The organism is Ferrovibrio sp. (assembly GCF_025869515.1).
Taxonomy (GTDB): domain Bacteria; phylum Pseudomonadota; class Alphaproteobacteria; order Ferrovibrionales; family Ferrovibrionaceae; genus Ferrovibrio.
This window is the reverse complement of sequence record NZ_JAOZVR010000001.1, coordinates 1-23,462: the sequence shown is the minus strand read 5'-3', so window position 1 is coordinate 23,462 and position 23,462 is coordinate 1. Positions and strand designations below refer to the sequence as shown.

General features: G+C 63.9%; 24 protein-coding genes and 1 tRNA gene. 17 read left to right on the top strand and 8 right to left on the bottom strand.

Translation table 11 applies throughout. From position 1 onward, the window contains the following. Positions 1–189: 189 nt before the first annotated feature. The gene (locus OJJ21_RS00125; RefSeq protein WP_297682126.1) at positions 190–411 is read left to right on the top strand and encodes a hypothetical protein; all 222 of its coding nucleotides are present in this window, start codon (positions 190–192) and stop codon (positions 409–411) included. A gap of 3 nt (positions 412–414) precedes the next feature. Here OJJ21_RS00125 and OJJ21_RS00120 read toward each other — a convergent pair whose 3' ends face one another. Further along, positions 415–1,095 (bottom strand): glutathione S-transferase family protein, encoded by a 681-nt coding sequence (locus tag OJJ21_RS00120; RefSeq protein ID WP_297682124.1) that lies wholly within the window; start codon positions 1,093–1,095, stop codon positions 415–417. 246 nt (positions 1,096–1,341) lie between these two features. Here OJJ21_RS00120 and OJJ21_RS00115 point away from each other — a divergent pair, with 246 nt between their 5' ends. Continuing rightward, complete coding sequence (locus tag OJJ21_RS00115) at positions 1,342–3,429, top strand: ATP-binding protein (RefSeq protein WP_297682122.1); 2,088 nt, start codon at positions 1,342–1,344, stop codon at positions 3,427–3,429. Here OJJ21_RS00115 and OJJ21_RS00110 read toward each other — a convergent pair. Then, a complete protein-coding gene (locus OJJ21_RS00110) occupies positions 3,426–4,259 on the bottom strand; it encodes a hypothetical protein (protein WP_297682120.1) in 834 nt (277 codons plus the stop codon). The two genes, OJJ21_RS00115 and OJJ21_RS00110, sit on opposite strands and share 4 nt — an antisense overlap. Before the next feature lie 242 nt (positions 4,260–4,501). Here OJJ21_RS00110 and OJJ21_RS00105 point away from each other — a divergent pair, with 242 nt between their 5' ends. From OJJ21_RS00105 to OJJ21_RS00080, 6 genes are all read left to right on the top strand, one after another. Further along, positions 4,502–5,212 carry a hypothetical protein gene (locus OJJ21_RS00105; protein ID WP_297682118.1) on the top strand — a complete coding sequence of 237 codons (711 nt, stop codon included), beginning with the start codon at positions 4,502–4,504 and terminating at the stop codon, positions 5,210–5,212. Between the two features lie 108 nt (positions 5,213–5,320). Then, positions 5,321–6,025, top strand: a complete 705-nt coding sequence (locus OJJ21_RS00100) for a glutathione binding-like protein (RefSeq protein ID WP_297682116.1) — start codon at positions 5,321–5,323, stop codon at positions 6,023–6,025. Between the two features lie 94 nt (positions 6,026–6,119). Then, positions 6,120–6,551: a GNAT family N-acetyltransferase gene (locus OJJ21_RS00095; protein WP_297682114.1), complete on the top strand. Its 432-nt coding sequence runs from the start codon at positions 6,120–6,122 to the stop codon at positions 6,549–6,551. Between the two features lie 3 nt (positions 6,552–6,554). After that, on the top strand, positions 6,555–7,181 hold the full coding sequence (locus OJJ21_RS00090) for a glutathione binding-like protein (protein ID WP_297682112.1): 627 nt from the start codon (positions 6,555–6,557) through the stop codon (positions 7,179–7,181). Positions 7,182–7,184: 3 nt separating this feature from the next. After that, positions 7,185–7,700, top strand: coding sequence for a YbaK/EbsC family protein (locus OJJ21_RS00085; RefSeq protein WP_297682110.1), 516 nt, complete (start codon positions 7,185–7,187; stop codon positions 7,698–7,700). A 74-nt stretch (positions 7,701–7,774) separates the two neighbouring features. Further along, positions 7,775–7,867, top strand: a tRNA-Ser gene (locus OJJ21_RS00080). Between the two features lie 22 nt (positions 7,868–7,889). Here OJJ21_RS00080 and OJJ21_RS00075 read toward each other — a convergent pair. Beyond that, on the bottom strand, positions 7,890–9,407 hold the full coding sequence (locus OJJ21_RS00075) for a class I SAM-dependent methyltransferase (protein WP_297682108.1): 1,518 nt from the start codon (positions 9,405–9,407) through the stop codon (positions 7,890–7,892). Between the two features lie 128 nt (positions 9,408–9,535). On the opposite strand from OJJ21_RS00075, the gene OJJ21_RS00070 reads away from it, so the two are divergent. The 7 genes from OJJ21_RS00070 to OJJ21_RS00040 all read left to right on the top strand — a co-directional run bounded on the left by OJJ21_RS00070 (position 9,536) and on the right by OJJ21_RS00040 (position 16,267). Continuing rightward, positions 9,536–10,936, top strand: a complete 1,401-nt coding sequence (locus tag OJJ21_RS00070; RefSeq protein ID WP_297682106.1) for a multicopper oxidase family protein — start codon at positions 9,536–9,538, stop codon at positions 10,934–10,936. Positions 10,937–11,042: 106 nt separating this feature from the next. Next, positions 11,043–12,518 carry a DegQ family serine endoprotease gene (locus tag OJJ21_RS00065; protein ID WP_297682104.1) on the top strand — a complete coding sequence of 492 codons (1,476 nt, stop codon included), beginning with the start codon at positions 11,043–11,045 and terminating at the stop codon, positions 12,516–12,518. A 67-nt stretch (positions 12,519–12,585) separates the two neighbouring features. Further along, positions 12,586–13,266 carry a response regulator transcription factor gene (locus tag OJJ21_RS00060; protein WP_297682102.1) on the top strand — a complete coding sequence of 227 codons (681 nt, stop codon included), beginning with the start codon at positions 12,586–12,588 and terminating at the stop codon, positions 13,264–13,266. Next, a complete protein-coding gene (locus tag OJJ21_RS00055) occupies positions 13,259–14,620 on the top strand; it encodes a HAMP domain-containing sensor histidine kinase (RefSeq protein ID WP_297682100.1) in 1,362 nt (453 codons plus the stop codon). The genes OJJ21_RS00060 and OJJ21_RS00055 overlap by 8 nt, the downstream gene beginning before the upstream one ends. A gap of 11 nt (positions 14,621–14,631) precedes the next feature. Continuing rightward, on the top strand, positions 14,632–15,258 hold the full coding sequence (nthA, locus tag OJJ21_RS00050) for a nitrile hydratase subunit alpha (protein ID WP_297682098.1): 627 nt from the start codon (positions 14,632–14,634) through the stop codon (positions 15,256–15,258). Next, a complete protein-coding gene (gene nthB / locus OJJ21_RS00045; protein ID WP_297682096.1) occupies positions 15,255–15,920 on the top strand; it encodes a nitrile hydratase subunit beta in 666 nt (221 codons plus the stop codon). Before nthA ends, nthB begins: the two co-directional genes overlap by 4 nt. Then, positions 15,917–16,267, top strand: a complete 351-nt coding sequence (locus OJJ21_RS00040; protein ID WP_297682094.1) for a nitrile hydratase accessory protein — start codon at positions 15,917–15,919, stop codon at positions 16,265–16,267. Before nthB ends, OJJ21_RS00040 begins: the two co-directional genes overlap by 4 nt. Here the strand turns inward: OJJ21_RS00040 and OJJ21_RS00035 are convergent. The 5 genes from OJJ21_RS00035 to OJJ21_RS00015 form a co-directional block, all read right to left on the bottom strand. Next, a complete protein-coding gene (locus tag OJJ21_RS00035; RefSeq protein ID WP_297682092.1) occupies positions 16,264–17,316 on the bottom strand; it encodes an Ldh family oxidoreductase in 1,053 nt (350 codons plus the stop codon). The genes OJJ21_RS00040 and OJJ21_RS00035 overlap by 4 nt on opposite strands. A 69-nt stretch (positions 17,317–17,385) precedes the next feature. Then, positions 17,386–18,183: a xanthine dehydrogenase family protein subunit M gene (locus OJJ21_RS00030; protein WP_297682090.1), complete on the bottom strand. Its 798-nt coding sequence runs from the start codon at positions 18,181–18,183 to the stop codon at positions 17,386–17,388. A gap of 20 nt (positions 18,184–18,203) precedes the next feature. Beyond that, entirely contained in the window at positions 18,204–20,576 is a 2,373-nt protein-coding gene (locus OJJ21_RS00025) for a xanthine dehydrogenase family protein molybdopterin-binding subunit (RefSeq protein WP_297682087.1), read from the bottom strand. Positions 20,577–20,582: 6 nt separating this feature from the next. Beyond that, positions 20,583–21,053, bottom strand: coding sequence for a (2Fe-2S)-binding protein (locus OJJ21_RS00020; protein WP_297682085.1), 471 nt, complete (start codon positions 21,051–21,053; stop codon positions 20,583–20,585). Positions 21,054–21,174: 121 nt separating this feature from the next. Then, complete coding sequence (locus OJJ21_RS00015) at positions 21,175–21,828, bottom strand: carbon monoxide dehydrogenase subunit G (RefSeq protein WP_297682083.1); 654 nt, start codon at positions 21,826–21,828, stop codon at positions 21,175–21,177. A gap of 118 nt (positions 21,829–21,946) precedes the next feature. On the opposite strand from OJJ21_RS00015, the gene OJJ21_RS00010 reads away from it, so the two are divergent. After that, positions 21,947–22,717, top strand: coding sequence for a hypothetical protein (locus OJJ21_RS00010; protein ID WP_297682081.1), 771 nt, complete (start codon positions 21,947–21,949; stop codon positions 22,715–22,717). A 107-nt stretch (positions 22,718–22,824) separates the two neighbouring features. Further along, positions 22,825–23,462, top strand: a 638-nt coding sequence (locus OJJ21_RS00005; protein WP_297682079.1) for a cold-shock protein, incomplete at its 3' end; no start/stop codon positions are given.

Sequence of the window (23,462 nt, the reverse complement as noted above, 5' to 3'; positions counted from 1 at the left end):
CGCGTGGTCATGGTTCGGCTTCCTCCGGTTCGGCTCGTTATGCTCCCAGCCTTGCTCAGTATGCGGAGACAGGCAACAGGATTTTTGGTTGTATTCCGGGGGTTTCCGTTGCGTCAGCCGATTGCCTTTTCCGCAACGATATCCTCTATACTGATTGCTCCGTAAACGGATTCGCCTCCCGAGCAGACAATGATTCTTCCCGACACCGTCGTTCACGGGAATGCCCGCTATTTCCCGAAGGCCACCGATCTTGAGGTGCTGCGCTGGTGCGCGGCGCGCGGCCTGACGCTCGACTCGCTCGCCACCCAGGTCGGCGTGCCGCGGGTGACACTCAGCCTGATGCTGAAAGGCGTCGATCCGGTCACGGCGGCGGCCGAGCGCAAGCTGCGCGCGGTGATCGACGGCAACTGAAGCTCAGTTCAGCAGCGCCTGCATGAAATCCGGCACGCGCCGGTTCTGGCTCAGCAGATAGCGCGCCATCGCGCCGGCCACCTGGCGCACGCTGCGGCGCTCGCCCGTTCGTCCGCGCCATGTCATCAGGCGGGCATGCGCCGCCGGGATCGGCGCGCCCATGCGGTCGCCGAAAATCTGCGCCATGTAAAACGCGATATCGGCATAGCTGAAATCTGCGCCAGCCAGCCAGGGCCGGCCGTCGCCGAACAGTGTTTCGAGCTCGGCATAGAAGGCTGCGGCGCCGGCCCGCGCGGCCACGGCGGCGGGATCGCCGGCTTTGTCCTGCAGGCCCATCAGCCGGATGATATGCGGGAAATAGACTTCATCGGATTTCAGTTCCAGCAGGCGGGCGCGGGCGCGGGCGGCGATATCGGCCGGCCAGAGCGGCGGCTCGGGCTGCAGGTCTTCGAAATATTCGAAGATCTGCGTGGAATCGAAAAGCTCCACATCGCCATGGACCAGCACCGGCACCTGGCGCTTCGGGTTGATGCGCAGCACCTCCGCATGCTTCGGCTCATACAGCGTCTGCATCTTGAAGGGTACCATGGTAAGCGCGACATCGAGCTGCTTTTCCAGCGCGGCGATCTGGGTCTTGGCGCCGAACATGCTGAGCGGGCCGGAATAAAGATGAATCGGAGGCATGGCGATCCCCTGAGGTTGCGTCGGCAACGTATAAGGAGCAATGCCGGGGAGCAATCCAGCGCTGAATCACTGCTGCCATATGCTGACACTGTCTTCCCAGCGCAGGCAGGCTCATATCCGCAATTGCACTAACGTCTGGACACGCCCTTCTGGGTAGGCCTGCGGCAGAAATCGGAAAACAGCAGATGACAGGAGGACAAACTCATCCCACAGTTGGGCATGGGGGCATATGAGAGCAGGCTGGATTTGCCGCAGCGCGCGATCTGGCGATCGTTGACGGCGCTGATCGTGCTGTTTGCCCTGCTGGCCTGTTTAATCCCGATCGGTTTCGTCACCTGGCACGCCTGGCAGTCGCGCGCCGCCGCCCTGGAGCGTGGTTTCTCCGAGGCCGAAGACCTGGTGCAGGTGCTCAGCCAGCATGCCGGGCGGACCTTCGCCGAACCCGGGCTGATCCTGCAGGATGCCATCGAGCATGTGCAGTCCGATGGTTCCGGCCCGGCAGCGGTGCAGCGCCTGCACAGGATTCTGGTCGATCACGTCAGGGCCTCGCGGGTCATTCGCGAGCTCGGCATCCTGGGCGATCAGGGATACTGGCGCGTTTCATCGCTGCCGCAGCTGCCGACGCACAGCAATGCCGATCGCGAATACTTCATCTATCACCGCGACAATACCGACGAGCGCCTGCGCATCAACACGCCGCTGCTCAGCCGCCTGACCGGCAAATGGACCATCCTGCTGACCCGGCGCATCAACGATGCCGATGGCGGTTTCGCCGGCATCGCGCTGGCCTCCATCAGCGCCGAATATTTCCAGGCCTTTTACGACACGCTGAAAATCGGCGCGCTGGGCCATGTGGCCCTGTATCGCGACGATGCGCGGCTGCTGGTGCGCCGGCCCTTCGTGGCAGAGTACCTGCTGTCGGATCGTTCGCAGGCCTTCTTCGAAGCGACCCGGCGCGAGCCATCCGGCCGTTTTCATGGCCCTTCGGTTTACGACGGCATCATGCGTCTTGCCGCCTGGCGCACGCTGGAGGATTTTCCGCTGATCATGACGGTCAGCCGCGCCGAAGCCGATGTGCTGGCAGGCTGGCGCGGTTCAGCGCAGATTGATATCGGCGTTGCAGTGGCGGCGTCCTGCGTCATCATTCTGCTTGGCGGCCTGTCCGTGGTCCTGCTGCGCCGTCGCATCCAGGCCGATAGCGCTGCAGCTGAAGCCGGCCGGCAATACGCCATGATTGCCGAAACCGCGACCGACGTGATCGTGCGGCTGAGTCCCGAAGGCCGGCGGGTATATGTCTCGCCGGCCAGTCGCGACGTGCTGGGATATGAACCCGACGAGCTGTTGCGGAGCAACCTGCAGGATATCGTGCACCCTGACGATCTGGTCGTGCTGCAGCAGACCCTGACCGCATTGCAAAATGGCACGCCGCGCAGCACGGTGATCTATCGCGGCCGGCACCGCAACGGGCATTATGTCTGGCTGGAAATCGCCTTTCGCACCATTCTGGATCCGGATACCGGCAAGCTGCGCGAGATCATGGCCAGCACACGCGACATCAGTGCGCGCAAGCTGGTCGAACTGCAGCTGGCGCGCGCCAAGGAAGCGGCCGAAATCGCCAGCCGCGCCAAATCGAATTTCCTGTCCGGCATGAGCCACGAACTGCGTACGCCGCTGAATGCCATCATCGGTTTTTCCGAACTGATGGCGCGCGGCCTGTTCGGTCCGCTCGGCAATACCCGTTACGACGGCTATGTGCAGGATATCAGGGACAGCGGCGAGCATCTGCTGCAACTGATCAACGACATTCTCGATCATGCGAAAATCGAAGCCGGCGAGTTCGAGATGCATGAAGATGGCATCGATCTGTCGGAAGCCGTGCAATTCGCTGTCCATATGGTGACCCTGCAGGCCGAGCGGGCAGGGCTGGTCCTGCAGGCCGATATGCAACCTGGCCTCCGGCTGTTTGTCGACGAGCGCCGTATCCGGCAGATTCTGCTCAATCTGCTCAGCAACGCGATCAAATACACGCCGGCCGGCGGCCAGGTACGGGTTTCGGCAGGTTTCGAACCTGACGGCGACCTGCGGCTCAGCGTCTCCGATACCGGGATCGGCATGTCGGATGCCGAGCGTCAGCGCGCCCTGCAGCCTTTCGCGCAGATCGATAACGAACGCAACCGCAGTCAGCAGGGCACCGGCCTCGGCCTGACGCTGACGCGGCAGCTGGTCGAGCTGCATGACGGCCGGCTCGATCTGCACAGTGTGGTGGGCAAGGGGACGACGGTGCTGGTGCGCCTGCCGGCGGCGCGGGTGCTGGCGCGTCCGACAGCCGCCTAGCTGTTCTCCGGATTGGCGTAGAGCGCGACCAGCGTGGCCTGCCGGTTGTTCGAGATGCTGAGGGCGCTGACCGTCAGCTGTTTCTGTACCGCCAGCGAGGCCAGCAGCGCATCGTTGCCGGAGATGTCGCTGTCCACCAGGGCACCGAGACCGATCTTCATTGCATCCATGACGGAATCGTTGAACGACATCTGCAGGGTGATCTGCCGGCGTGTGGTGGCGAATTCGGCAATCGAGGCGCTGGCCGTCGTGGTCAGCGGGTCGATCAGGCCATAGGCCGCGGTGGCCGTGGTCGAATCCGTGATGGCGTTGATGCCGGTACCGAGATTGGCATAGGCGGGCTCGATACTGTAGGTCGGCACGGTGACGGTCCGCCCGGCAACATCCGCGACGAACTGCACGGTCGTCGAACTGGTCAGCAACTGGTTGCGGCCGTTGTAGCTGCCCTGGTTGATGATATCGGCGATCTGCTCGTAGAGCGCCAGTGCATCGCTTTTGTAGATGTCGCGCTGGGTCGCGAGCAGCGAGCCGTCGGATGCCTTGATCAGGGTCGCGCGCAGGTTTTCCGAAAGCTGCATCAGGCCGTTGAGCGCGGCGAGCGACACGTCGATCAGGCCCAGGCCCTGCTGCAGCGATGACTGCACGGCGACATGCGCCTTGAAATTGCTGCGGATGCCCTGCGCGACGGCGAAGACGGACGCGTCGTCAAAGGAATCGGCAACCTTGAAACCGGTTTCCAGTTGTTTCGAGGTTGTGTTGATCCGTGTGTCGGTCGCGCGCAGCGCCGACATGGCCGTCATCGCACCCACATTGGTGTTGATCGACGTCATTCTGGCCCCCAAGGCATGACACGCCTTGCTTCCCCCGCGGCTTTAGCCGCGCTTTAGCGCCGATTTCTGACATAGGGTTAACGGGCAGTAAACATATTTCTGCAACCGAATCCTGATTCGGAGAAGTCCCTGTGTATTAATCCGAGTGCTGATTAACCTTAACGGTAACTCTCCGTGCCCTTGAAAAGAACAATACAGGAACATATCTGAAGGGCGTTTCCCTGCCAGAAATGGAGAGCGCCATGCCGAAGGCCGGATACGACCCGTTCAAGGATGATCAGATCGCCGCGAAAGACCCTGGTGAGCCGTCGCCGGCCGACGCGCCGCGCCGGCGTTATACGCCGCTCGAGCTGGAAGAACTGGGGGTGCAGGACTATCCCCGCATCACCAACCGGCGACCGGGACAGCGGGTCAACTGGGCCAATGCGGCGGAACAGCTGGCCCGCGGTCACAGCGTCGTGACCACGGCCTCGCTGTGCGACTGCGAACCGGAGCGCATCTGGCGCAACCTGCGACGCAGCCGCAAATTTCGCGCCCGCATCGACCTTGTCGCCGAACGTCTGCGGCTGCAGGCCGATCTGCAGTTCCGCAACCTGAATATCCACACCGTGCTGCAGATGCGGCAGCGGACCGGTCAGCTGGATACCAGGACGCTGCACTGGCTGGCCGAGAAGCTGCGGCTGGGGCAGGCGCCGGCCGAGGCGACGACGCTGGCCGACTGGCTGGAAGCCGTCGCGGCCGTGCCCGGGCCGAAACACGGGCGCCGGCCACGCGCCGCCACCCCGGCGCAGCCGCGGGATTCAACCGGATCAAACGGGATCGAACCGGATCCAGCCGGATCGAACGGGATCGAATTGGCATCCAATGGGATCGAACCGGCAGCGAACGGGATCGAACCGGCTGCGATCCGGCCCGGCATGCTGCATCCACAGACCCCACCTACCTGTGGGTAACTGCTTGTTCCGCTTTGGCTTCGCGTTAGTTCAGCAGGGGCCGCCGCGGCTTGCCGCGCCGGTTTTCCTGTCCCATCCTGTCGCCCTGCAAGAGCGGAGTCAGCCCCGATGATCGACCTGTACTACTGGCCCACCCCGAACGGCCACAAGATCACCCTGTTTCTCGAAGAAGCCGGCATTCCCTATACGATCAGGCCGGTGGCCATCGGCAAGGGCGAGCAGTTCAAGCCCGACTTCCTGAAGATCAGCCCGAACAACCGCATGCCGGCGATTGTCGACAGCGACCCTGCCGATGGGGGGGCGCCGATCAGCATATTCGAGTCCGGCGCCATCCTGCTCTACCTCGCCGACAAGTATAAAAAGTTCATCCCGCAGGACCTGCGCGGCCGGGTCGCCTGCACCGAATGGGTGATGTGGCAGATGGGCGGCCTCGGCCCGATGTGCGGCCAGAACCATCATTTCAGCCAGTATGCGCCCGAGAAGATCGAGTATGCGATCAACCGCTATGTCAACGAGACCAACCGGCTGTATGGCGTGCTGAACAAGCGGCTCGAAGGCCGCGCCTTCATCTGCGGCGACGATTACACGATCGCCGACATGATGAGCTATCCCTGGATCGTGCCGCATGAGCGTCAGGGCCAGAAGCTGGAGGATTTCCCGCATCTGAAGCGCTGGTTCGACAGCATCTGGGACCGCCCCGCCACCAAGGTCGCTTACGAAAAGGGCAAGGCGATCAACCAGGGCATCCCGGTGATGACCGACGAGGCCAAGAAGGTGCTGTTCGGCCAGACCGCCGCGGTGGTGAAGGGGTGAAAAACTTTTATTGTCGTTCCCGCGAAAGCGGGAACCCAGACTTGCAACTGGATCCCCGCTTTCGAGGGGATGACGTTTTCATGGTGGAAAGAGAATGATCAATAACATCCATATCGCCGAGACCGATGCGCAGATCGCATCCTGCTTCGGTGTGCTGAAAGACCTGCGGCCGCATCTGAAGGATGCCGCCGAACTGGTCGAGCGCGTGCGGCTGCAGCAGAAGGAGGGCTATGTGCTGGCCTATGCTGCCGATGCCTCCGGCACGCCGGCCGCCTGCATCGGTTTTCGCCGCCAGAACCGCCTGGTGCATGGCAAGGTGATCTATGTCGACGATCTGGTGACCAGCGAGACCGGCCGTTCGCGCGGCTATGGCGCGGCCCTGCTCGACTGGCTGGAGCGGCTGGCGAAAGAAGAAGGCTTCAAGGCCGTCGACCTCGACAGCGGTACGCATCGCACCGAGGCGCATCGCTTCTATTTCCGCCAGCGTTACGCCATTTCGTCTTTCCATTTTCTGAAAAGGATTTGACCTGTGATCGATCTTTACACCTGGGGCACGCCGAACGGCCGCAAGATTTCCGTCATGCTGGAGGAAACCGGCCTGAAGTATCAGGCCTTCCCGATCAACATTTCCAAGGACGAGCAGTTCGCCCCGGACTTTCTCAAGATCAATCCGAACAACAAGATTCCGGCGATCGTCGATCACGAGCCGCCGGCCGCCTACGGCACGGAACCGGTCAGCGTGTTCGAGTCCGGCGCCATCCTGATCTATCTGGCCGAGAAGAGCGGCAAGTTCCTGCCTGCGGATGCCAAGGCCCGCATGCAGGCGCTGCAATGGCTGATGTGGCAGATGGGCGGCTTCGGCCCGATGCTGGGCCAGCTGCATCACTTCAGCCGCTTCGCCAGGGAGAAGGTGCCCTACGCCATCGACCGCTTCGCCACCGAGACGGCGCGGCTCTACAAGGTGCTCGACGGCCATCTGGCGAAGAACGAGTATCTCGCCGGCAAGGAGCTTTCGATTGCCGATTTCGCCACGCTGCCCTGGGCGGCGCGCTGGGAGTGGCATGGCATCGACTGGGCGACCTATCCGAATGCGAAGCGCTGGTACGATGCGCTGATGGCGCGGCCGGGCGTGCAGCGCGGCTTCGAGGTGCCGTGAGGCATGTCGGCTGACGCCATCCTGGAGAATGCCTCGGTCAGGCGTGTGCGCGAGGCGCTGCGGCTGCGCGGCGCCGAGGGTGAACGGGTGATCGCGCTGGACGGTGCTGCGCGGACGGCGGCCGAGGCGGCGGCGGCGCTGGGCTGCGAGGTCGGCGCCATCGTCAAGTCGCTGGTGTTTTCCTATCCGGCCGAGGAGGGCGAAAAGCAGGCCGTGATGGCCCTGGTGGCCGGCGACCGCCAGTGCAATGTCGAGATACTGGGCCGGGCGCTGGGCCTGGGCGTCACGCCAGGGCGGGCGGATGCCGATCTGGTGCGGCGGGCGACCGGATTTGCCATCGGCGGCGTGGCGCCGCTGGGGCATCTGGAACAGCTGCCGATTGCCGTCGACGGCAGCCTGGCGCGCTTCCCGCTGCTGCATGCCGCCGCCGGGCATCCGCATGCGGTATTTCCGTTGACTTACGAGGAGTTGCTGGACTGGACCGGCGGCATCGCGGCGCCTGATCTGGCAAGGGCTTAAGCGTTGACAGGCTACCCCCGGGCCCTTAGAAGAGGCCCCGCATACGCCGTGTAATGCAAAACCCACTCGCGTGCGGAGGGGTGGCCGAGTGGCTGAAGGCGGCGGTTTGCTAAACCGTTATACACTGTCAAGGTGTATCGTGGGTTCGAATCCCATCCCCTCCGCCACTTCCTTTTCTGTAGTCGCCGGTCAGGCGATGCCGAGCTGTTGCAGGATCGGCAGGCGCCGCTGGAAATCGGCGTAGCGTTCGCGCAGGTAAGCCAGGTTCTCCTCCGCCGTACGCAGCGCCTTGCCGTCGCGCACCATGCCTTCATTGCGCGCGATCAGCCGGTCGCAGACGAAGGCAGCCGGATCCTTGTGGTTGCGCTGCTGCGCCAGCAGGAACATCTGGTCGAAGCGGTTGAGCTGGAAGCCGCCGCCGGTCAGCGGCGAGGCCAGGAACAGCAGGTCGTTGCTGTTCAGCGCGCGCTCCAGGATGGCCGTGTTGAACACAGCGGTGCGTTCGGCGCGTGCGGCATCGCCGGCGGCGGGCAGGCAGGGCTGCATATGATTGTTGCCAACCAGGATGATGACCGCTTCCAGGATGACGGGCAGGCCCAGGGCGCGGGTTTCGTCGGCGTCCATCACGTCAGCGATGGTGCGCGGACCTTTGGCGAAAGCCGCGATGACCGGATCGAACACCGCGGCATTCAGGCCCAGCGACCCCAGCGTGGTCAGGACATTGCGCGAGATGTCGGCCGGCAGGGTGGTCAGCACAAAGCGCATGGCGGCAATGCGCGCATTGCGGTCGTCGGCACTGAGCGGCAGGCCGCCTTTGGCATAGAGGTCGCGGCGGAACTGCCGGTTCATGATGAAGTCGCGCAGCACCTCGCGGTGGTCGATATTGCCGGTTTCACTCAGCAGTTTCTGCTGCTCGGGAGTCAGATTGAAATTGTCGAGGTGATCGAACAGCTGCACCGTGGTGGCGAAATCCAGTTTCGCGTCGCGCAGCTCGCGCGCCACGTCGCTGTGATAGAAGATGGTCCAGTCGCGATTGAAATATTCGTGGGCCACATAGGATCGCGCCTGCTTGCGGATGCTGTCGAAGCGGTCTTTCAGCATCGGATTGAGGCGGGTATACATGCTGTTGGTGTCGAACAGCAGCTGGATCTTGGCCAGCGCCTGGTCGATACGCGGCAGGACCGGGTCGGTCGGGTTGCCGGAAAACATGATCATCAGATCGCGCAGCGGACGGACCGTCGCCCAGCCGGGATGGCAGTTGTAGCTGATATAGACGATGCCGCCGACCTTCAGCCGACGGGCGATGAAATCGACGATATGGCGGCGATTTTCTTCCGATACCCAGGTGTAGACGCCGTGCAGGGCGATGATGTCGAAGTCCGGCAGGTCACGCTGTCCGAAGGCATCGAAGGCATCGTCATACAGCGTGATGTTCGTGGTGCCGGTATCTTCGGCCAGTTTGCGGGCATAGGCGATATGGCCGGGCAGGAAGTCGTTGGCGTGAAATTCGCCATCGGGGTGCGCGGCGGCCAGCAGCACGCTGCTGAAGCCATGGCCGCAGCCGAGCTCGCAATACCTGATCTTGTCCAGGTCGCCGCCGGCGTCGATCCCGCGCGACAGAAGCGCAAAACGATGGAGGGCAGGGGTCAGCTCACGGTAAAAGTCATGGGTGTAGCCGACGTCGACATATCCCTCAGTCCAATCCACCTTGGCCTCCCCCACCTGTTGTGGCCCATCGTGCGGAAGCCGGCTACATCTTACAAGCCTTTTCGCTGCGCCATCGCGTCGCGGCACGCAGAGTTGACCGCATCCGGAGCAGGATGGACTATGACGGCATGACCAAATCCCTGCTGACCCGACGCGAAGCCCTTATGACGGGCGCCGCCGCGCTGCTGGCACCGCGTCTTGTACTGGCGGCGCCTGAGGCGGTCACGCTCACCGCCGGCGTGGTGGCCAAGACGCTGCCCGGCAATGTCGGACCGTCCACTTTGTGGCTGTATAACGAAAAGATTGCGCCCGTCCTGCGCATCCGACGCAATGAAGCCTTCACGGCCGTGTTCCGCAATGAGCTGGCGGAACACAGCGCCATCCACTGGCATGGCGTGCGGGTGCCGCATGCCATGGACGGCGTGCCGTTTATCACGCAGGATCCGGTGCAACCGGGTGAAAGCTTTACCTACCAGTTTGCGCCGCCCGATCCGGGGACCTTCTTCTTCCATCCGCATTGCAACACGGTCGAGGCACTCGGACGCGGGCTGGCCGGGGTGCTGGTCGTCGAAGATCCGCGCGACCAGGGCCTGTTCGATATCGAGCATGTTCTGGTGCTGAAGGACTGGCGCAGCCGGCATGACGGCAGTTTCGAGGATTTCCTCACCGATGCCGGCGCGGCACGGGCCGGTAGTTTCGGCGATCTGCGTACCGTGAATGGTGCGGTGCTGCCGACGCTGACCGTCCAGCCCGGCGCCCGGGTCCGGCTGCGCATCCTGAATGTCGATTCGACCCGCATTCCGATGCTCAGCCTGCGCGGCGCAGCGAAGCCGGTGGTGATCGCCACCGATGGCAATGCCTGCGATCCCTTCGCGCTGAACGGCTGGCGCCTCGGTCCCGCCATGCGCGCCGATGTCGCTTTCATCGCGCCGTCGAAAGCCGGCGCCGAGATCATTATCGAGGATGTGTTCGGCACGAAACCGCGGCCGCTGGCGAAACTGGTGACGGCGGGACAGGAACTGCGGTCGACCAGGGCGAGCTTGCGCCTGCCGGCTGCCGAACTGCCGCAGCCCGATCTGAAAACTGCGACCAGGCTGGATGTACAGCTGCTCTCCGGCAGTGCCGATCCGAAGCTGGAGGCCTGGGCGAAGGAGAATGGCGTCAGCCCCGATGAAATCTGCCTGACGCAGAAGGTTTTCTGGTCGCTGAACCGGCAGGTCTGGCCGGGCATGGCGCATGACAGGCTGCCGCCGCCGCTGTTCGAGCTGAAATCCGGCCGCAGCTATGTGGCCGAATTGTTCAACGGCACGCCGCACCAGCATCCGATGCATCTGCATGGCCATACCTTCCGCGTGCTGGGATCGTCGGAGCGCGACCTGCCGCCGCACTGGGCCGATACCGTGCTGGTGCGGCCCAAGGAACGAATCCGCATCGCCTTCGTGGCCGGCGAACCGGGCGACTGGATGTTCCACTGCCATATCATCGAACACCAGGAAACCGGCATGATGGCCTATCTTCGCGTGTCCTGAGACGGGTCGCCTGGATTAAGAAGATTTAATGCGGCGTTCAGGTGCTGCGAAGCCGGGACTTCCTATGTTGCAGGGGTGAGTTTCCCCTGCCTTAAGGAGCAGCCCCATGAAGACCGCCTCCCGTCTGAAACGCACTATCGTCGCCGTCCTGCTCGCCACCACTGTCCTGTCCGGCGGTGGCGGCTATCTTGCCGCCCGCGCTTTCGCTGCCGACGCGCCGATCACCGTCGCCCCGGCCGAACAGCCGGCGCCGGTTGCCGCGCGCGCGTCCTTCGCCGACCTGGTCGAGAAGGTGAAGCCGGCGGTGGTCAACATCTCCACCACCGAGAAGGTCGAGTCCCGCCAGCGCCAGCAGCAGATGCAGTCCGGTTCGCTGGAAGATTTTTTCCGGCAGTTCATGGAGCAGCAGGGCCAGCGCAAGCGTGGCCCGCAGCATGCGCTCGGCTCGGGTTTCATCATCGATCCGAGCGGCTATATCGTCACCAACAACCACGTGGTGGAAGATGCCGCCAAGGTGGTGGTGACGCTGGATGACGGCAGCGAGCATCCTGCCGTGGTGAAGGGGCGCGATCCCAAGACTGATGTGGCGCTGCTGAAGATCGAGAGCAAGGCGCCGCTGCCCTATGTCGCCTTCGGCGATTCCGACAAGGCACGGATCGGCGACTGGGTGGTCGCGGTGGGCAATCCTTTCGGCCTGGGCGGCAGCGTATCGGCCGGCATCCTGTCGGCACGTGGCCGCAACCTCAATAACGGGCCTTACGATAATTTCCTGCAGATCGACGCGCCGATCAATCCGGGCAATTCCGGCGGTCCGATCTTCGATGCCACCGGCCGCGTGATCGGCATCTCGACGGCGATTTATTCGCCGAGTGGCGGCAGCGTCGGTATCGGCTTCGGTGTGCCGTCGAACCTGGCCAGCACCATCGCGGCCCAGCTGAAGGATGGCGGCAAGGTCGAACGCGGCTGGCTCGGCGTCAGTATGCAGCCGATGACCGAAGGCCTGGCCAAGGCGGTCGGCCGCAAGTCTGCCGATGGCGTTCTGGTGGCCGAAGTGATGCCCGATGCACCGGCGGCCAGGGCCGGCCTGAAACAGGGCGATGTGGTCACTACGGTGAACGGGCAGGCCGTGCGCGATCCGCGCGATCTGGCCACCCAGGTGGCCGGACTGAAGGCTGGCGACACGACCAAGCTCGGCGTCTGGCGCGACGGTCGGGAAAAGACCATCAGCGTCACCATCGGCAGCCAGCCGAGCGATCAGACCGCGGCCCTGAACGATACGGCGAACGAAGAAGGCAAGGTGGGCCTGAGCCTGGCGCCGCTGACACCGGAATTGCGCAACCGTCTCGGTCTGGAAAACAGTGCCAAGGGTGCGGTGGTGGCCGAGGTCGCCTCCGACAGCAAAGCCGAGGAGAGCGGCGTGCAGCCGGGTGATATCATCGTTGGCGTTGCCGGCAAGAGTGTGGCCAGCCCGTCCCAGGCGGTCGATGCGATCAAGGCGGCCCAGCATGAGAAGAAGGAGGCCGTTACCCTGCTGGTCATGCGGAATGGCACGACCTATTATCTGGCCCTGCAACTCGCCTGAACCCGGCGTATCTCAAGCATGGGCCGGAGCGGGATATCCGCTCCGGCCTTTCTCTCTCCGTCGATCCATGAAAATTCTGCTCGTCGAGGACAATCCGCAGGTCGCCCAGTTCGTCCGCAAGGGGCTGACGGAAGCAGGGCATGCCGTCGATCACGCCGATAACGGCCGCGACGGGCTGTTTCTGGCCAGCAGCGAAACCTACGACGTTCTGGTGCTCGACCGCATGCTGCCCGGCGGTATCGATGGTCTCGGGATCATCGAAGCCCTGCGCCGCACCGGCAATACGACACCGATCCTGATCCTGAGTGCGCTGGCCGATGTGGACGAGCGTATCCGCGGCCTGAAAGCCGGCGGCGACGACTATCTGACCAAGCCCTTTGCCTTTGGCGAACTGGAAGCGCGGTTGGTTGCCCTGGCGCGCCGCGGCCAGTCCGCCAGCCAGGATACCGTGCTGAAAGCCGGCGATCTCAGCCTAGATATTCTCAGCCGCAAGGCCAGCCGGGCCGGCAAGGCAATCGCGCTGAAGCCGCGTGAATACAAATTGCTGGAATACCTGATGCGCCATGCCGGACAGGTGGTGACCCGCACGATGCTGCTGGAGAATGTCTGGGACTATCATTTCGACCCTCAGACCAATGTGATCGACGTGCATATCAGCAATCTGCGCCAGAAGATCGATGCGGGTTTCGAGCGGCCGCTGCTGCATACCGTGCGCGGCGCCGGTTACCGGCTGAGTGAAGATGCCTAGGGTGCTGCGCTCGACGGCGATGCGGCTGGCGCTGGTCTTCGCCAGCCTGTTCATGGTGGCCGCCCTGCTGCTCGCCGGCCTGCTGTGGTGGAGCACGGCCGGCTATCTGGATCGCGAGACCGATGCCGTGATCGCCGCCGATACACGCGCCATCGGCGACCGGTTGAGCGATTTCGGTCTTGCCGGTGCCGTGCAGACGATGAACGAACGCATTGCCGCCGATGCCGATCAGCGCGCGATTTACCTGCTGACCGATCCGCGCCTGCGACCGCTGGGCGGCAATGTCGATGCCTGGCCGCTGAAGGTTGGTGCCAGGCCGGGCTGGTATGAAATCGAGCTGGTGCATCGCGACCGCCTGCATGTCAGCCGCCTGCTGCATGTGATACTGCCTGGCAATTACCAGCTGCTGGTCGGCCGCGATGTGCAGGACCGCGTCGAAATCCGCAACCTGTTCCTGCGCGGCCTGGCCTGGGCCGGGCTGGCGGCCGTGGCTTTTGCCCTGTTCGGCGCCTGGCTGATCCGGCGTGCGGTCGAACGCCGCATCGAAGGCATCAATCGCACCGCGACGGCCATCGTGCAGGGCGATCTGGCGCGGCGCGTGCCATTGCGCAATACCGATGACGAGTTCGATCAGCTGGTGGCGACCATCAACCGCATGCTCGACCAGATGCAGCAGCTGATCGAAGGCGTGCGCAACGTGTCCAATGCCATTGCCCATGATCTGCGCACGCCTCTGGCCGAGACGCGGGCGCGGCTGGAAGGCCTGCTGCGCCAGCCCGCCGGTGCCGAAGCATCACTGGACGGTATCGCCGGCGCCATCGCCGATATCGACCGGCTGATCGGTGTGTTCAACGCCCTGCTGCGACTGGCCGAGCTGGATACCGGCTTGCGGCGTGCCGGCTTCGCACGGATCGACCTGACAGCGCTGGTGGAGGACGCGGTCGAGCTGTATGCCCCTGCCGCCGAGGCCCGGGGTATTGCTCTGACCAGTGCGGCATCGCCGGGCCTGTCGATCACCGGCGACCGCCACCTGCTCGCGCAGGCGGTGGGAAACCTATTGGACAACGCGGTGAAATACACGCCCGCCGGTGGCAGCATCCACCTGACTGCCGGGCCGGCCGAGGATGGCGGGATCGCCATTACCGTGGCCGACAGCGGGCCCGGGATTCCGGAGGCTGAGCGGGGCAAGGCCATTCAGAGGTTCTACCGCGGCGATGCCAGCCGGCATGCCGAGGGGGTGGGGCTGGGCCTCAGCCTGGTGGATGCCGTGGCGCGGCTGCATGGCGGCGAGCTGCGATTGGAGGCTAACAATCCCGGCCTGCTGGCGGTCTTGGCATTGCCGCCATCCGCTTGATAGGATTGGTCATGGCACATGACCACGACCATCATCATCACGACCACGATCACGGCACAATTCTGAGCGACGTCGAGCTGCGCGTTCGCGCACTGGAAAGCGTGCTGGTCGAGAAGGGTTATGTCGATCCGGCGGCGCTCGATCTGCTGATCGAGACCTACGAAACCAAGGTGGGGCCGCATAACGGCGCCCATGTGGTGGCCAGGGCCTGGAGCGATCCGGCCTATCGCGACTGGCTGCTGAAGGATGCGACGGCAGCGATCCAGTCGCTCGGCTACATCGGTCGCCAGGGCGAGCATATGGTGGCGGTGGAGAATACGCCAACCCTCCATAACATGGTCGTCTGCACGCTGTGCTCCTGCTATCCGTGGCCGGTGCTGGGCCTGCCGCCGGTCTGGTACAAGTCGGCACCCTATCGCTCGCGCGCAGTCATGGATCCGCGCGGCGTGCTGCAGGATTTCGGTGTGACGCTGCCGGACGGCAAGCAGATCAAGGTCTGGGATTCCACCGCCGAGGTACGCTACCTCGTGCTGCCTGAACGGCCGGCCGGCACCGAGGGCTGGAGCGAGGAACGGCTGGCAACGCTGGTGACGCGCGACAGCATGATCGGCACCGGCATAGCCAGGGTGCCGGCATGAACGGTGGTGCCGATATGGGCGGCATGCAAGGCTTCGGCCCGGTGCGCCATGAGGGTGAGAACGAGCCGAAATTCCACGCCGCGTGGGAAAAGCGCGTGCTGGCGATGACGCTGGCGGTCGGCGCTACCGGCCAGTGGAATATCGACATGTCACGCTCGGCGCGTGAAAGCCTGCCGCCGCCGCAATATTTCGCCAAGAGCTATTATGAAATCTGGCTGTCCGGCCTCGAGAAACTGATGATCGAGCGCGGCATGATTTCAGCCGAAGAAGTCGAAGCCGGGCGCGTGCTGGCGCCACCGAAAAAACTGCCGCGCATCCTGACCGCCGAGGCGGTGCCCGCGGTTCTGGCCAAGGGCGGCCCGACCGAACGTCCGGGCGACCAGCCGGCGCGCTTCAAAACTGGTGATCGCGTGCGCGCCAGGAACATGCATCCGACCGGGCATACAAGGCTGCCGCGTTACGTGCGTGGCCATGTCGGCACCATCGAACTGCTGCATGGCGTGCATGTCTTCCCGGACAGCAATGCCAAAGGGCAGGGCGAACAGCCGCAGTGGCTCTATACCGTGCGCTTCGAAGGCCGAGAGCTCTGGGGCTCGGATGCCGATCCGACGCTCTCAGTCTCGGTCGATGCCTGGGACAGCTACCTGGAGCCGGTGGTATGAACGTATCGCTCAGCGATATCCTGCCGGAGTTGCCCTGCGATGAAACGGCGGCGCCGGTTTTCCATGCGCCGTGGGAGGCGCAGGCCTTTGCCATGGCGGTGAGCCTGCACCAGAAGGGCCTGTTCACCTGGACGGAATGGGCCGCCGTGCTGAGTGCCGAGATCAGGGCGGCACAGGCCGCCGGCGATCCCGATACCGGCGCGACCTACTATCAGCACTGGCTGAGGGCGCTGGAGCGCCTGACGGTCGAGAAGGGCGCGGCCACGCCGGCCGCCCTGCAGGACAAGGCCGCGGCCTGGGACCGTGCCGCCCGCGCCACGCCGCACGGCCAGCCGATTATCCTTTAGAGTGCCTTCGGCACAGTCACGCCGAGCTTGTCGGCCCAGGGCTGCAGGCCGGGCATGATTTCCGGATGCAGTGCCACGCCGTCGGCCTGCTGCTGTGCCCGCAGTTTCAGGCCGCGTTCGCCCGGCATACGGACCGGCGGATTGCCCGGCCTGACCGGCGCGGTGCGGCAGGCCTGGGCCAGCCATTCGGTCTCTTTCCGGAAAGCGTCGACGCCGCCGAAAGCGGCCGGATCGATCACCTGCAGAAAGACACGGGCGCCCCACTGTTTGGAACCGACGGCGCGGCCGGAGCCGGCGAGGCCCGAGGTCAGCATCTCGACCAGCAGGCCGAGCGCGAAACCCTTGTGGCCGAGTTCCATGCCGCCGAGCGGCAGCACGGCGCCGGGCGGATCGGTCAGGAAGCTGGCGGGATCGTCGGTGGCATTGCCCTGATTGTCGACCAGCCAGGGACCGCCCAGCTTTCCGCCGGTACGGTTGAGCCGCGCCACCATGCCGTTGGTGGTAGTCGACGCGCTGATATCGAATATCACCGGTGTGGTTTTGGTCGGCCAGCCGCCGGCAATCGGGTTCGGTGTGTAGCGCCCGGCGATGGCACCGAAGGGGGCCACCGAGCCGCTATGCGGGTCGGAACTGGCAATCAGCAGCGCCATGCCCTGTTCGATGGCGCGCATCGGATAGGCCGCCAGGCAGGCGATATGATGTGCGTGATTGATCACCACCGTGCCGGTGCCATAGGTCCTGGCGCGGTCGATCGCCGCGTGGATCGCCTTCAGCACCAGCCAGGGGCCGGGCAGGTAGTGACCATCCCAGGTCAGCACAGCGGGCCGTTCGGCGATCACGGTGGGCTCGCCGGTTTTGGCCATGCGGCCGGCTTCGAGTTCGCCCAGATACGGGCCAAGCAGCTGCAGACCATGGGTGCTGTGTCCCATCAGGTCGCCCTCGACCAGGATGGCCGCAGTGGCGCGGGCCTTGTCCTTCTCCAGTCCGGCCCTGACGAGCAGGTCGATGGCGAAGGAGACGAGGGTGGTGGCGGCGTAGCGTTGCGTCATGGTGGGTCCGATGAAAAAACGGCGCGCCTGCAAGCAGGGCGCGCCGTCTTGTACGACTGCGATTGCGGCTCAGCCGAGCGCGTTCTGCACGGCCCGTTTGGCGACAACACCGACCAGATGGGCGCGGTATTCGCCGCTGCCATGGATGTCGCTGTTCATCTTCGCCGGATCGGTCTTGATACCCTTCAGTGCATCGGGGCTGAAGGACTTGCCCAGTGCCGCTTCCATTTCGGTATGGCGGAACACGCAGGGACCGGCACCGGTGACGGCAACGCGAATGCCATTCGCCGTTTCGGCGACGAAAACGCCGACCATGGCATAGCGCGAGGCTGGATTGCGGAACTTCTCGTAGCCGGCGCGCTTGGGCTGCGGGAATTCGATCTTGGTGATGATCTCGCCTTCCTCCAGCGCAGTTTCAAACAGGCCGGTGAAGAAAGCGTCGGCAGCGATCTTGCGCTTGTTGGTATGTACGGTGGCATTCAGTCCGACCACGGCCGCGGGATAATCGGCTGCCGGGTCGTTGTTTGCCACCGATCCGCCGCAGGTGCCCATATTGCGCACCTGCGGGTCGCCGATGCCGCCGGCCAGCTTGGCCAGCGCCGGGATGGCTTTCTTCACATCCGCCGAGGTTGCCACTGCGGCATGTTTGGTGATGGCGCCGATGCTGACGGCACCGCCCGACGCACTGATGCCGCCCAGTTCTGCAATGCCGGTGAGATCGACCAGATCGGATGGCGAGGCGAGGCGATTTTTCAGGGTCGGCAGCAGGGTCTGGCCACCGGCAATGAACTTGCCGTCGCTGGCGCCACCGAGCAGCTTGGCGGCATCGGCGAGCGAGGCAGGACGGTGATAGTTGAACGCATACATGGGGCTTCTCCTGACTAAGTCTATTCGGCGGCGGCCGCGAGATTCTGGCGCTGGATCACGCGCCAGACATTCTGCGGCGTCGCCGGCATATTGATGTCTTCGGTGCCGAGAGCATCGGTGATGGCATTCATCAGCGCAGCCGGGGCGGCGATCGCACCGGCTTCGCCGCAGCCCTTCACGCCCAGCGGATTATGCGGGCAGGGGGTCTCGATCATACCGACCTTGTAGGACGGCAAATCGTCGGCGCGCGGCATGCAATAATCGTTAAAAGACGCCGTGAGCAGCTGACCGCTTTTCGGGTCGTAAACCACGCCTTCCAGCATGGCCTGGCCGATGCCCTGGGCAATGCCGCCATGCACCTGGCCTTCGACGATCATCGGGTTGATGACGTTGCCGAAGTCGTCCACCGCTACCCAGTTGGCGATGGTGGTGACACCTGTCGCGGAGTCGATTTCCACTTCGGCAATGTGCACGCCGGCCGGGAAGGTGAAGTTGGCCGGGTCGTAGAAGGCGCTGGCCTCCAGACCTGGTTCGAGATCGGCCGGATAATTGTGCGGCACATAGGCGGTGAAGGCGATCTGCGCCATCGGCACCTGCTTGTCGGTGCCCTTCACCGAGAAGATGCCCTTGTCGTAGGCGACGTCATCGACCGACGCCTCCATCAGATGCGCGGCGATCTTCTTGCCCTTGTCGATGATTTTCTCGGTGGCGCGGATGATGGCCGAGCCGCCGACCGCCAGCGAGCGCGAGCCGTAGGTGCCCATGCCCATCGGCACCAGTGCGGTGTCGCCGTGCACGACTTCGATGTTTTCCATCGGCACGCCGAGCTTGTCGGAGACGATCTGGGCGAAGGTGGTTTCGTGGCCCTGGCCATGGCTGTGCGAGCCGGTATAGACGAACACGCTGCCCGTGGCATTGAAACGGATCTGCGCTGACTCCCACAGACCGACGCCGGCACCGAGCGAACCGACCACGGCGGACGGCGCGATGCCGCAGGCTTCGATATAGGCACAGATGCCGATGCCGCGCAGGTTACCCTTGCGCGCGGACTCGGCCTTGCGTTTGGCGAAGTTGGCGTAGTCGGCCATTTTCATCGCCTCGTCCAGTGCCTTGGCATACTGGCCCGAGTCATACACGCAGGCGACCGGCGTCTGGTACGGGAAGGCATCTACCGGCACGAAGTTGCGCCGGCGGATTTCAGCCGGATCCATTTTCAGCTCGCGCGCTGCCGCCTCGACGATACGCTCCACCACATAGGTGGCTTCCGGCCGGCCGGCACCGCGATAGGCATCCACCGGTGTGGTGTTGGTAAATACCGCCTTCACCTCGGCATAGATCGCCGGCGTGGTGTATTGCCCGGCCAGCAGCAGGGCATAGAGATAGGTCGGCACTGCCGAGGCGAAGGTGGACAGGTAGGCGCCCATATTCGCCATGGTGGCGACACGCAGGCCGAGGAACTTGCCATCCTTGTCGAGTGCCAGCTCGGCATGGGTGACATGGTCGCGGCCATGGGCATCAGTCAGAAAAGCCTCGGTGCGATCCGACGTCCATTTCACCGGCTTCTTCAGCTTGCGCGCCGCCCAGACGCAGACGGTCTCTTCGGCATAGTTGAAAATCTTGGATCCGAAACCGCCGCCGACATCGGGAGCGATCACGCGCACCTTGTGTTCGGGCAGGCCCAGGACGAAAGCGCAGAGGATCAGCCGGATGACGTGCGGATTCTGCGAGGTGGTGTAGACCGTTGTGCTGTCGGTGCCGGAATCATACTCGCCGATGGCGCTGCGCGGCTCCATCGGATTGGGCGACAGGCGGTTGTTCACCAGCTCGATCTTGGTGACATGGGCAGCCTTGGCAAAGGCCTGATCGGTTGAAGCCTTGTCGCCGAACTCCCAGTCATAGCAGAGATTGCCAGGCGCATCAGCATGCACCTGCGGTGCACCGGGCTTGAGCGCGGAGCGAACGTCAGTCACAGGTGCCAGCACGTCGTAATCGACCTCGATCGCCTCGCAGGCATCGCGGGCCTCGCTGGTGCTGCGCGCGATCACCACGGCGACCTGGTCGCCGACATGTCGCACATGGTCGATGGCGATGATGTCGTGACGCGGTGCCTTGTGTGGATTGCCCTGCTTGTCCTTGACCGTCCAGCCGCAGATCAGCCCGCCGACCTTGTCGGCAGCCACATCCTTGCCGGTGTAGACGGCGACGACACCGGGCATCTTGCGCGCGGCATCGGTGTTGATCGACCTGATTTTCGCGAACGCATGCGGAGACCGCAGGAACACGGCGTAAAGCTGACCAGGGCGGTTGATGTCATCTGTGTAATGGCCCTGACCCGTAATGAAGCGAAAATCTTCCTTGCGACGGACTGCCTGACCGATGCCCTGGTTTGCCATAATGCATTACCCCCGCATTGCCTGTGCCCCGGCCATCACGGCCTTGACGATGTTGTGATAGCCCGTGCAGCGGCACAGATTGCCTTCCAGCTCGTGGCGAACGGTTTCTTCGCTCGGATTAGGATTGCGCTGAGCCAGGTCGACCGCACTCATAATCATGCCCGGCGTGCAGAAGCCGCATTGCAGGGCATGATGTTCGCGGAAGGCTTCCTGCATCGGGTGCAGCTTGCCGTCCTGGGCGAGGCCTTCGATGGTGATTACCTTGGCACCCTGCGCCTGCGCGGCGAGGATGGTACAGGACTTCACGCTCTTGCCGTCGATATGGACGACGCAGGCGCCGCACTGGCTGGTATCGCAGCCCACATGAGTCCCGGTGAGCTGCAGATGCTCGCGCAGAAACTGCACAAGCAGTGTGCGCGGCTCGACGTCACGAGTTTCCTGCTGGCCGTTGACGGTGATCGTCACGGAAATCGTCATGCTTTCCTCCCATGGAGCGCGGAGTGTTGGGGCATACGCGCGTCACACCCGGTAACTTTGGGCGCATCGCGCAAGGGGCGTCAAGTTGCAAAACGGTGGATAGTTTTTCAGCGGATGATTTTCAGGCTCGCAGGATCAGGACTGTAGCTGCGCATACGATCACGATCAGGCCGGTGATCCAGAGCCAGCTCGGTATCCCGCCGGTTACCGGCGGCGACGGTTGCGCTGCAGCAGACTTCGGGAGTGCCTCCGGTGTGGCCGATGCGCCGACCGGCTCTGCCATGGCGAGATCCTTGGCCGCTTCGGCTGTTGCCGATGCGTTGTCTGTGGGCACCGCGACGAGCTGATTGAACTTGGTAAAGAAATCTTCTGCCATCTTGGCGGCGACCCCGTCGATCAGCCGTGCGCCGATCTGGGCCAGCTTGCCGCCGACCTGGGCGTTGACGGCATAGGCGAGACGGGTTGCCCCTGCATCGGCATCGGTCAACTGCACCTTGGCGCTGCCCTTGCCGAAGCCGGCGGCGACGCCGCCCTGGGCCTCGCCTGAGATGGTGCAGCTGTTGGGCGGGTCGAGATCGCCGAGCGAGACCTTGCCTTTGAAGCGGGCTTTCACCGGCCCGACCTTGACCTGGACGGTCGCCTCGAAGTCGGTATCCGAGGTCTTGGCGATACTCTCGCAGCCGGCAATGCACTGGCGCAGGATTTCAGGGTCATAGAGGGCATCCCAGACCGCCTGGCGCGGGGCGGGAATGAGCTGTTCGCCGGTCAGTTCCATGACAAACCTCCAAAATCACAACAGTAAATAACTGGGAAAACCGATTCACGAGCTGTTAAGATTAGCCGCCTAGGGTCGACATAACTAGGTTCAGGTCCAGTGCAAGGGTAGGGGTGCTATGGTCCCCGCGACGCGTTCCGGCATCGATGTAAGTTTCTGGCTGCTTGAAAAAGCTGCGGCCGAGCGCATTACCATGTCGCTGCCAAAACTGCGCTGGCTGCTCTACCTCGCGCAAGCCCATTACGCGATTGCCCGTGAGGGCGCCAAACTGATGCCGACCACCTTTCTGGTCGGCGATGATGGTCCGATTGAGCCGACACTGGATCTGGTCTTTCAGGCCGGAATCGAAAATCCCTGGACGCCGTCCCTGAGCGAGACCGCAGAAGGTTTCCTGGAAGGCTTCTGGAAGCGGTTCGGCGCGCTGCCGGCGATTGCACTGCACAAACTGGTGGTCGGCGATCCCGCCTGGCGCAAGGCGCAGGAAAACGGCCCTGGGAGCGAAATCGCGGTCGGCATCCACCGCAACAGTCCCAAGGCAGTGGTCAACCGGACCAATACCCATCCGGCCTCCTCCGGTGCGCGCCGCCCGATTGCGGCTCCGGTGGACTTGCCGCCGTTCGAGGAAGCGGTCCGCGCCAAGATCGCCGAACACGCCATCGATGCCGCTCATCCGCTGACCCGGGCGGTGCGGACAGCGCAGCCAGCGCGGCCCGGACAGCCAGGGCAGCAGCCAGGGCAGCAGCCAGCCGCGAAAACGGCCTCCGTGCAGGAAGCGGCTGGCCACCTGCGTGCCGCGCCGCCGGACAGCCAGGAAGTCCGCTTTACTGCCGATGGCCGGTCGGTCACCCGCTGGCGTCCGAAGCGCCGCGTGGAAGGCCCTACGATCTAGGTCTAATAGCTCCTAACCCTCCGCAAGCCTTGTTAGAATCGTTTTGGCACCGTCCATAAAAGGTGTTACGGTTATTTGCGTAGTGGGGCTAATGAAGGACTAAAAGAGTGGATCAAGGGGGCTTCGGCGACGCCGAGATCGTCAAGATTTCCGGCAAGGTCAAGTGGTTCAACGCGGTCAAAGGCTTTGGTTTCGTCAGTCCTGACGACAATTCCGGAGACGTATTTCTTCATCTCTCCTGCCTGCGGCAGGCCGGTTACGAAAGCATCGAAGAGGGGTCGACGCTGCTGCTCGAAGTGGCCAAACGGCCCAAGGGCATGCAGGCGGTTCGTGTTCTGTCAGTCGATACCAGCACGGCCCAGCCGTCTTCCGGCGGCCCCGGCGGCGGTTTCGGCGACCGTGGCCCGCGGGCGCCGCGCCAGCCCCGTTTCGGCGGTGGCGGTTTTGGCGACCGGGGTGGCTTCGGTGACCGTGGCGGCTTCGGCGATCGGGGCGGTTTCGGTGGCGACCGCGGCGGTGCACCCCGCTTCCCCTCGGTGGTTGCCCAGGGCGATTTCTTCGAAGCCAAGGTCAAATGGTTCAATGCCGTGAAAGGCTATGGCTTCGTGTCGCGCGGCGATGGCCAGCAGGACATCTTCGTCCATATGGAAGTTCTGCGTCGCGAGGGCATCAATGAACTGCAGCCCGGCCAGTCGGTGCGGGTGCGCATCGGTCAGGGCCCCAAGGGGCCGCAGGTCGCTGAAAT

Coding starts and splice junctions, on each gene's coding strand:
- OJJ21_RS00125 (WP_297682126.1), top strand. CDS start 190: ATGATTCTTCCCGACACCGTCGTTCACGGGAATGCCCGCTATTTCCCG.
- OJJ21_RS00100 (WP_297682116.1), top strand. CDS start 5,321: ATGATCGACCTGTACTACTGGCCCACCCCGAACGGCCACAAGATCACC.
- OJJ21_RS00025 (WP_297682087.1), bottom strand. CDS start 20,576: ATGGCAAACCAGGGCATCGGTCAGGCAGTCCGTCGCAAGGAAGATTTT.
- OJJ21_RS00070 (WP_297682106.1), top strand. CDS start 9,536: ATGACCAAATCCCTGCTGACCCGACGCGAAGCCCTTATGACGGGCGCC.
- OJJ21_RS00040 (WP_297682094.1), top strand. CDS start 15,917: ATGAACGTATCGCTCAGCGATATCCTGCCGGAGTTGCCCTGCGATGAA.
- OJJ21_RS00120 (WP_297682124.1), bottom strand. CDS start 1,095: ATGCCTCCGATTCATCTTTATTCCGGCCCGCTCAGCATGTTCGGCGCC.
- OJJ21_RS00085 (WP_297682110.1), top strand. CDS start 7,185: ATGTCGGCTGACGCCATCCTGGAGAATGCCTCGGTCAGGCGTGTGCGC.
- OJJ21_RS00060 (WP_297682102.1), top strand. CDS start 12,586: ATGAAAATTCTGCTCGTCGAGGACAATCCGCAGGTCGCCCAGTTCGTC.
- OJJ21_RS00110 (WP_297682120.1), bottom strand. CDS start 4,259: ATGACGTCGATCAACACCAATGTGGGTGCGATGACGGCCATGTCGGCG.
- OJJ21_RS00035 (WP_297682092.1), bottom strand. CDS start 17,316: ATGACGCAACGCTACGCCGCCACCACCCTCGTCTCCTTCGCCATCGAC.
- OJJ21_RS00030 (WP_297682090.1), bottom strand. CDS start 18,183: ATGTATGCGTTCAACTATCACCGTCCTGCCTCGCTCGCCGATGCCGCC.
- nthA (WP_297682098.1), top strand. CDS start 14,632: ATGGCACATGACCACGACCATCATCATCACGACCACGATCACGGCACA.
- OJJ21_RS00010 (WP_297682081.1), top strand. CDS start 21,947: ATGGTCCCCGCGACGCGTTCCGGCATCGATGTAAGTTTCTGGCTGCTT.
- OJJ21_RS00065 (WP_297682104.1), top strand. CDS start 11,043: ATGAAGACCGCCTCCCGTCTGAAACGCACTATCGTCGCCGTCCTGCTC.
- OJJ21_RS00020 (WP_297682085.1), bottom strand. CDS start 21,053: ATGACGATTTCCGTGACGATCACCGTCAACGGCCAGCAGGAAACTCGT.
- OJJ21_RS00095 (WP_297682114.1), top strand. CDS start 6,120: ATGATCAATAACATCCATATCGCCGAGACCGATGCGCAGATCGCATCC.
- OJJ21_RS00105 (WP_297682118.1), top strand. CDS start 4,502: ATGCCGAAGGCCGGATACGACCCGTTCAAGGATGATCAGATCGCCGCG.
- nthB (WP_297682096.1), top strand. CDS start 15,255: ATGAACGGTGGTGCCGATATGGGCGGCATGCAAGGCTTCGGCCCGGTG.
- OJJ21_RS00055 (WP_297682100.1), top strand. CDS start 13,259: ATGCCTAGGGTGCTGCGCTCGACGGCGATGCGGCTGGCGCTGGTCTTC.
- OJJ21_RS00015 (WP_297682083.1), bottom strand. CDS start 21,828: ATGGAACTGACCGGCGAACAGCTCATTCCCGCCCCGCGCCAGGCGGTC.